The 8,223-nt window shown below is 68.9% G+C and carries 8 protein-coding genes; all 8 read left to right on the forward strand.

Annotation, left to right across the window (positions count from 1 at the left end; genetic code table 11):
• Window positions 1-14: 14 nt before the first annotated feature.
• A complete protein-coding gene (locus tag Q0C41_RS17425) occupies window positions 15-698 on the forward strand; it encodes a lytic transglycosylase domain-containing protein (protein ID WP_291985724.1) in 684 nt (227 codons plus the stop codon).
• A 3-nt stretch (window positions 699-701) separates the two neighbouring features.
• Window positions 702-1,907 carry a type II secretion system F family protein gene (locus Q0C41_RS17430; RefSeq protein WP_291985726.1) on the forward strand — a complete coding sequence of 402 codons (1,206 nt, stop codon included), beginning with the start codon at window positions 702-704 and terminating at the stop codon, window positions 1,905-1,907.
• A gap of 88 nt (window positions 1,908-1,995) precedes the next feature.
• Window positions 1,996-3,606: a GspE/PulE family protein gene (locus Q0C41_RS17435; RefSeq protein ID WP_367079235.1), complete on the forward strand. Its 1,611-nt coding sequence runs from the start codon at window positions 1,996-1,998 to the stop codon at window positions 3,604-3,606.
• A gap of 2 nt (window positions 3,607-3,608) precedes the next feature.
• Window positions 3,609-4,565: a pilus assembly protein PilM gene (pilM, locus tag Q0C41_RS17440; protein ID WP_291985729.1), complete on the forward strand. Its 957-nt coding sequence runs from the start codon at window positions 3,609-3,611 to the stop codon at window positions 4,563-4,565.
• Window positions 4,562-5,197, forward strand: a complete 636-nt coding sequence (locus Q0C41_RS17445) for a hypothetical protein (RefSeq protein WP_291985731.1) — start codon at window positions 4,562-4,564, stop codon at window positions 5,195-5,197. The genes pilM and Q0C41_RS17445 overlap by 4 nt, the downstream gene beginning before the upstream one ends.
• A gap of 1 nt (window position 5,198) precedes the next feature.
• Window positions 5,199-5,774 (forward strand): GspMb/PilO family protein, encoded by a 576-nt coding sequence (locus tag Q0C41_RS17450; RefSeq protein ID WP_291985733.1) that lies wholly within the window; start codon window positions 5,199-5,201, stop codon window positions 5,772-5,774.
• Entirely contained in the window at window positions 5,764-6,339 is a 576-nt protein-coding gene (locus Q0C41_RS17455) for a hypothetical protein (protein ID WP_291985735.1), read from the forward strand. The genes Q0C41_RS17450 and Q0C41_RS17455 overlap by 11 nt, the downstream gene beginning before the upstream one ends.
• A gap of 48 nt (window positions 6,340-6,387) precedes the next feature.
• On the forward strand, window positions 6,388-8,223 hold a 1,836-nt coding region (locus Q0C41_RS17460; protein WP_291985736.1), incomplete at its 3' end, for a secretin N-terminal domain-containing protein.

The following is an 8,223-nucleotide window of genomic DNA, read 5'->3' on the forward strand; positions in this document are numbered from 1 at the left end:
CTACACTGGCGTCCGTGCTTCTCCGTCCATTCGCTGCCGTGGTACTGCTGGGGCTGACGCTCCTGGTGCCGTCGCGCGTGGCGGCCGAACTCGTGACCCTGACGTCGGGTCGCACCGTGTCCGTGCGCAGCGTGCGGATCGATGGCGAGACGGCCGTGCTCGCGTTGCGAGGCGGCGGCGACCTCGAGTGCAACGTCGCGCTCATCCGGGACGTGCTCCCGGACGAGGTGCCGTATCCCGATCCTGACGACCTCGACCCCGTGGCCCTCGCGCGCCCACCGGCGGCGCGGCCCCTGACCCTGGCCGAGATCGCCGGCGCCGACAGCCGCCCCTACCTGCCGATGATCGAAGCGGCGGCCTCGCGACACAAGGTCGATCCGCGACTGGTGCATGCGGTGATCACAGTGGAATCACGCTTCCAGGCGCGCGCCCGGTCGAGGAAGGGCGCCATGGGCCTGATGCAATTGATGCCCGCCACCGCTCGCGACCTCCAGGTCCGCAACCCCTACGATCCGGCCGCCAACATCGACGCGGGCGTGCGCCATCTGCGCACGCTGCTGGACCGATTCGATGTGCGCCTCGCGGTCGCGGCCTACAACGCCGGCGCAGGGGCCGTGCAGCGTTTCGGTGGCGTGCCGCCGTTCCGCGAGACGCAGGCCTACGTGCGGCAGGTGCTCAGCCTGGCAGGGGTCTCCTGACTCATGGAGTTCCGGTGTCGGCTCGCCACCGCGACAGGGCAGGTCTCCGAAGGCACCTATGCCGCCGAGAGCGAGGCCGCCCTCAGACGTGAACTCGAGGACAAGGGGCTGTACGTCCTCGACGTCCGGGCCGCGCGGGGCGGGCTCGGTGGTCTGACGCGGTCGCGCGGTGGGCGCATCAAGCAGCACGAGTTTCTCGTCTTCAACCAGGAACTCGCGACGCTCCTCAAGGCCGGCATGCCGCTGGTGCAATCGCTGGAGATCCTCCGGCGCAACGTCCCCAACCCCGTCTTCAAGGGGTTGCTGGACGACGTCTACGAGAAGGTGCGGTCGGGCACGGCGCTGTCGGACGCGTTCGAGGCCCATCCGCGCCACGTGACGCCCATCTACACCGCGTCGCTGATGGCCGGGGAGCGCAGTGGCAGCCTCGAGCAGGTCCTGCGGCGCTACGTGGCCTACGTGCAGGTGATCAGCGGGGTGCAGCGCCGGGTCGTCTCGGCCCTGGTCTATCCGGCCGTCCTGACGCTGCTGTCGCTGGCCGTGGTCGCCATCATCGTGGTGCGGGTCGTGCCGGAGTTCAACGAGTTCTACAAGGGCTTCGATGCCGAACTCCCGCTGGCGACCCGGGCGATCGTCGCGGTGTCCGATGCCATCCGCAGCCAGATCGTCTGGCTGCTGCTGGGACTCGTGGGCCTGGTGTTCGGGGCGCGCTGGGCGCTGCGGCAGCCCGCGCACCGGCAGCGGCTCGATCGCCTGATCCTGCGCCTGCCGGGGCTCGGGATGATTGCCCGGCAGTTCTCGACCTCGCAGCTGGCCCGCACGCTCGGCACGCTGCTCGGCGGCGGCATCCCGCTCGTGACCGCGCTCGACGTGGCCAGCCGCTCGGTGTCGAATCGGCACATCGCGGCCCAGATGGCCGACATCACCCGGCAGGTCCGCGAGGGGCAGCCCCTGTCGGCGGCCATGGCCGCCAAGGGAGAGTTCCCCGACGTCTCAGTGAAGATGGTCGAGGTCGGAGAGGCCACGGGCGCGCTGCAGGACATGCTCAACGCCATCGCCGACTTCTACGACGAGGACATCGAGACGAAACTCAGCCGGTTCCTGCTCCTGATCGAGCCGGTCCTCCTCGTGGTGATGGGTGTCGTCATCGCGGCGCTGCTCATCGCCCTGTACCTGCCGGTCTTCCAGTTGTCGTCGGCCCTGAGTTGAAGCGCCTGGCCGCCGCGGAGGCATCGCGTTCGTGAGCACCCTGACCACTCCACCGTCACCCGACCCGTCGGCGTTGCCGTTGCCCGAGTTGCCGACGCCCGACGGGCAGCGGACGACACCGGCGCAGGAGCGCGAGCAGGCACGCCGCCTCGCCGAGCGCTATCGGCTCGAGTTCGTCGACATGGACGCGTTCCATCTCGACAACGAGCTCTTCCGATCGATTCCGGCCGACGTGATGTTGCGCTACGGCTTCGTGCCGCATCGGCGCGATGGCGACGTGCTCGTCATCGTCGTGTCGGACCCGACCGACCTGCTGATGATCGACGAGCTGCAGCAACTGCTCGGCACGCGCCTCAAGGTCACCGTGGGGCCGGCGTCGGCCATCCAGGCGATGCTGAAGAAGTCCGAGAGCAGCCAGCGGGTGCTCGAGGATGCCACCGAGAGCTTCCAGCTGCAGTTGCTCAAGGAAGACGACACCGGCGAGGAGTCGCTGTCGGTCGAGAAGCTGACCAGCGACATCAGCCCGATCATCAAGCTGATCGACTCGACGGTCTTCGCGGCCCTGCAGCGGCGGGCCAGCGACATCCACATCGAGACGCAGGACGACGCGGTGGTGGTGAAGTACCGGGTCGACGGCGTGCTGCAGCCGGCGATGCGCCCGATCGACAAGCGGTTCGCCGGGCCGATCATCTCGCGCATCAAGGTCATGGCCGAACTGGACATCGCCGAGAAGCGCGTGCCGCAGGACGGCCGGTTCAAGCTGCGCATGCGCGGCAAGACGATCGACTTCCGTGTGTCGGTGATGCCGAGTGCCCACGGCGAGGACGCCGTCATCCGCATCCTGGACAAGGAATCGATCAGCGAGCAGTTCCGCGAACTGCGGCTCGACATCCTCGGCTTTCCCGAGGAGGAACTGCGGCGGTTCCGCAAGTACATCCGCGAGCCGTACGGCATGGTGCTGGTCACCGGGCCGACCGGGTCGGGCAAGACCACGACGCTCTACGCGGCGTTGTCGGAGATCAAGTCGCCCGAGGACAAGATCATCACCATCGAGGATCCGGTCGAGTACCAGTTGAAGGGCATCGTGCAGATTCCCATCAACGAGAAGAAGGGGCTGACCTTCGCGCGCGGGCTGCGCAGCATCCTGCGGCACGACCCCGACAAGATCATGGTTGGCGAAATCCGCGACGCGGAAACGGCGCAGATCGCCATCAACTCGGCCCTGACGGGCCACCTGGTGTTCACCACGGTGCACGCCAACAACGTCCTCGACGTGCTGGGCCGCTTCCTCAACATGGGCGTCGAGGCCTACCAGTTCGTCTCGGCGCTCAATTGCGTGCTGGCCCAGCGCCTCGTGCGCAAGATCTGCGAGGACTGCAAGAAGCCGGCAGAGGTGACCGAGGCCCAGTTGATCGAGGCGGCCATGGATCCGGGCCTGGCTCACACCCACACGTTCTACGAGGGAGCGGGCTGCCTCGAATGCAACGGATCGGGGTATCGCGGCCGGATGGCCATCTGCGAACTGCTCGACCTCTCCGACACCATCCGTGACATGATTCTCGCGCGAGCGCCCAACTCCGAGATCAAGCGCGCGGTGCGCGACGAGGGGATGCGGTTCCTGCGGGAATCTGCCGTGTCCCGCGTGCTCTCGGGGGAGACCACGTTGCGCGAGATCAACAAGGTCACCTTCGTCGACTGAGCATGTCGCCGCTTCCTGCCTGGCTCCAGACGCCCCCGCCCACATTGGGGCTCCACATCGACGCGCTGCGCGTGACCGCGGTCCTCGTCGACCGCGCGGCCCCGTCGCCGGTGGTCCGCGCCGTGGCGTCGGCGCCGCTGCCACCCGGCGCCGTCGTCCCATCGCTGACCTCCCACAACGTGCTGCAGCGTGATGTCGTGGTGCGCGCGCTGCGCGAGCTCGTCGAGCAGGTCGGCGGCCGGCCGCGCCACGTCGCGCTGGTGATTCCCGATACGGCGGCCAAGGTGTCGCTGCTGCCGTTCGACCAGATTCCGCCGAGTGCCCGCGACCTGGAGCAGTTGATCCGCCTGCAGTTGCGCAAGACGGTGCCGTTCCCGGTCGAGGATGCGCAGGTGGCGTGGTCGCGCGGCGGTCAGCACGAGGGGAGCACGACGATGGTCGTGACGGCGATGCGTCGCGACATCGTGCAGGAGTACGAGGGCGTGTGTACGGCCGCGGGCCTGCAACCGGGGGCCGTCGACCTGGCGACGTTCAACGTGGTCAATCTGGCGCTGCTCGGCGGCACCGCGGGTCCAGGACTGCCCGGTGACAGCCTGCTGGTGCACGTCACCGCGAGCTATGCCTCCATCGCGCTGGTGCGCGACGGAGCGCTCATCTTCTTCCGGACACGCCAGAGCGACGCGACCGAACCCGTCGCCGACGTCGTGCATCAGACGCGGATGTTCTACGAAGACCGCCTGAATGGGCAGGGGTTCGCCCGCGTGCTGCTCGTGGCCGGACCCGATGTGCCGGATCGGGAAGGCCTGTCCCGGAACCTGGGCACGCTGTTCGAGGCGCCGGTGGTGCCGCTGTCGCTGACCGGCATCGCCGACGTGAGCGACCGCGTGACCGTCTCCGAGACGCTGGTCGGGCAGATTGCGGCGCCGACCGGCATGCTCCTCAGGGATGGTGTCGCGTGATGCTCCGGGGCAATCTCGCCACCAGGCCGTTCTACAACGAGCGGGCCGTCCAGGCGGCGCTGGCCGCCATGGCCATCGTCCTGGCCGTGCTGACCGTCTTCACGGTCTGGCAGTTCGTCGCCCTGAGCGGGCAGCAGCGCGACCTCTCGGCGCGCATCGCGCAAGACGAAGCGCGCAGTGCCACGTTGCGACGCGAGGCCCAGCAGGTGCGCGGGCGCATGGACCCGCGGCTGCTGGACTCGACGGTCAAGGCCACGCTCGAGGCCAACACGGTGATCGACGGGCGGACGTTCTCCTGGACGGCGCTGTTCAACGTCATCGAGCGCACCATCCCGGCCGATGTCCGGCTGCAGGCGGTGACGCCGTCGTTCGACCGGGGCACGTTGCTGGTGCGCCTGACGGTCAACACGACCCGCGTGGAGCCGGTGGGCCAGTTCCTGGATCGGCTCGAAGGAGCAGGGGCGTTCGTGAATCTGCGGTCGGTGGAAGAGCAGGTCCTCGAGGACGGCACCTACAGCATCGTCTGCGAAGGGCAGTACCTGGGGCCGGGCGCACCGCAGAGGCCGCCCGCGGCTGCCGAGGCGGGCCCGCCCGCGGCCACCGGGTCGCCCTCTGCGTCGGAGGGACGCTGAGATGGTGCCGACTGCGCGCATCCTCGCGGACCGTCGTCTGCTCGTCTCGGTGCTCGGGTTGCTGGCCCTGGTCAACTTCGTCGGTCTGGCGATGGTCGTCGGGCCCATCCGCGCGCGGGTGCATGCGCTGACGCAGCGCGCCACGGCGGCGTCGCTGGCCGTGTCCACCGCCACGCGGGACCTCGCCGAGGCGCGTCAGACCTCTGCCGGCAGCGTGCAGGCGGTCACCGACCTGCAGCGCTTCTACACGCAGATTCTTCCGGCCACCCAGCCGGCAGCGCGTCAGGTCACCCTGGTGCGGCTGGCGCAACTGGCCCGGGAATCCAACCTCTCCTACGACCGGCGGTCCTTTGCCCTCGATGCGCCGGAGAACGACGGCGTGCTCGCGCGCACGACCATGACGATGAGCGTGTTCGGGAGCTACCGCGATCTGCGGCAGTTCCTCTACAGGCTCGAGACCGGGCCGGATTTCGTCGTGGTGCGTCAGGTCGCCGTGGTGCAGGGCGAGAATCCGCAGGACCCGCTCGAGGCCGCCGTGACCCTCTCGACCTATCACAGGGTCCCCGATGGCCGCTGACTCGCGCCGGCAACTGCCGGTGCTCATCGGCCTGGTCGTCGTGCTCGCGGCGGTCGGCTGGTGGCAGTTCGGGTCGTCAGGGACGCCGGCCGCACCGGCCGCGGCCCGGCGCGCCCAGCCACCCGCCCGTCGAGGTGCTGCGGCCTCTCCAGACCAGGTGCTGGTCCGCGGCGTCGGACTCGATCGTCTGGACGAGGATCGTCCGGCGCCCGAGGAGGGTGGCCGTGATCCGTTCCGGTCGGGTCCGTCGGCGTCCGCCGGGCAGGGGACGCCTGGACCGGCTCGTCCGGCGGCGCCGGTGGTGCCGACGCCGGTGGTCCCCGTCGGCCCGGTGGTGCCGGCCGGTCCGCCCCCGCCGCCGCCGATTACGGTGAAGTTCATCGGCGTGGTGTCGCGGCAGGATGTCGGGAAGGTGGCCGTCCTCAGTGACGGCAAGAACGTCTACTATGGCCGCGCGGGCGAGATTGTCGACGGGCGCTGGCGTATCGTGTCCATCGGCGAGGAATCGCTGCAGATCGAGTATGCCGACGGACGCGGGCGACAGACCGTGCGGATGACGGGCTAGGCGAGCAAACGGGTGAACGTGGGATCACGGGTGCGCAGGCGAATGCGAATGGTCCGGTGGGTGGGCTCGGTGGCCCTCCTGGGGGTGGTGTGCCTCGGGGCAGCGGCGTGCGCGACGTCGGGCGCCTACAACCGCGGTCGCGACGCCTGGTTGCGCGGCGACTGGGACATCGCGGTGGCGAACTTCCGCGAAGCGCTGCAGGAGCATCCCGACCGGACCGACTACAAGGGGGCCCTGCAGCAGGCGATGAGCACTGCCTCACTGGCCCATCTCAAGGCAGCCCGCGAGGCCGACGAGAAGGGCGACCTCGAACTGGCCGTCGTCGAGTACCGGAAGGTGTACGAGTACGACCCGTCGAACCGCAACTCGATGTTGCGGGCCGCCGAGATCGACAAGGAATTGCGGGAGCGCGCCGAAGCGGCGCGGCCGCGGCCGGCGATCGAGGCCATGCGCGAAACGGCGCGGCAGCGATCGGCACCACCGCTGTTGAATCCCGCCTCGCGCGATCCCCTCGAGATCAAGTTCTCCCAGGCGGCATCGAGCGACGTGCTGACCTTCATCGGCAAGGCCACCGGCATCAACGTCCTGTTCGAGTCGACATTCCGGCCCGCACAGGTCTCGGTGGACCTCACGGGACTGGCCCTCGAAGAGGCGCTCACCCAGGTCATGACGGCGGCCGGCACCTTCTACAAGGTGGTCAATCCCCGCACCATCATGATCATTCCCGACACGCCGCCCAAGCGGGCCGCGTACGAGGAACAGGTCATCCGCACGTTCTACCTGTCGCACGCCGATGCCACCGAACTGGTGCAGACGGTGCAGCAGATTCTGCAGCTGCCGGGCCTGCCCGTGCAGCCGCGCGTGCTGGCCAACAAGACCCAGAACAGCCTGACGGTGCGGGCCTCCGATCGGGTGATGAACATCATCGATCAGGTGGTCCGCAACAACGACAAGCCGCGCGCCGAGATCGTGGTCGACGTCGAGATCATCGAGGTCAACCGGGCGCGGGCCAAGGAAGTCGGCCTGAACCTGTCGCAGTACTCCGTGGGCGCCATCTTCTCGCCGGAGGCACCGCCGAGCTCCGGCGAAGGCGGTACGACGCCCGGCCCCTTCAACCTCAACACGATCACGCGCGGCATCAGCGCGGCCGATTTCTATCTCACGGTGCCGCAGGCCGTCGTCAACTTCCTGGCCAGCGACAACAACAACAAGATCATCGGCAAGCCACAGCTGCGGGGCACCGAAGGACAGGTCATCCAGCTCGATCTCGGTGACGAGATCCCGGTGCCCAGCACGACGTTCGGCGGGTTCGGCGGCGGCGGGCTGCAGACGGTGCCGATCAACTCGTTCAACTACCGCACCGTGGGCATCAAGGTGAAGATGAACAAGCCCCGGGTGACGCTGGAAGGCGAAATCGTCAGCGAGCTCGAGGTGGAGAGCAGCACGCTCGGCGCCAACATCGACATCGCCGGGCAGAGCCTGCCGACGTTCGGGACGCGTCGCGTCACGACCGTGATCCGGATGCGCGAAGGGGAGTCGCTGATGCTGGCGGGGCTGCTGCGCGAAGACCAGCGGCGGGCGCTGAGCGGATTCCCCGGTCTGCTGCGCACGCCGTTCCTGCGGCGCATCTTCGGCAACACGGTCGACCAGATCAACCAGACCGACATCGTCTTCCTGATGACGCCGCGCCTGGTGCGTTCGTCGGAGGTGACACAGGAGAACCTGGATCCGATCTACATCGGCAGCCAGCAGAACCTGGGCCTGACGGGCGCGCCGCCGCTGATCGCGACCGAGCCCGCCGCTGCGGCACCGCCCGCGGGTGCGGCGCCGGTCGCCGGTCCGGTGGCGCAGCCGCTATCGACGCTGCCCGGCCAGCCGCAGACC

It is taken from the genome of Luteitalea sp., assembly GCF_022842525.1.
In the GTDB taxonomy this organism is placed as follows: domain Bacteria; phylum Acidobacteriota; class Vicinamibacteria; order Vicinamibacterales; family Vicinamibacteraceae; genus Luteitalea.

Coding starts and splice junctions, on each gene's coding strand:
- pilM (WP_291985729.1), top strand. CDS start 3,609: ATGTCGCCGCTTCCTGCCTGGCTCCAGACGCCCCCGCCCACATTGGGG.
- Q0C41_RS17455 (WP_291985735.1), top strand. CDS start 5,764: ATGGCCGCTGACTCGCGCCGGCAACTGCCGGTGCTCATCGGCCTGGTC.
- Q0C41_RS17450 (WP_291985733.1), top strand. CDS start 5,199: ATGGTGCCGACTGCGCGCATCCTCGCGGACCGTCGTCTGCTCGTCTCG.
- Q0C41_RS17430 (WP_291985726.1), top strand. CDS start 702: ATGGAGTTCCGGTGTCGGCTCGCCACCGCGACAGGGCAGGTCTCCGAA.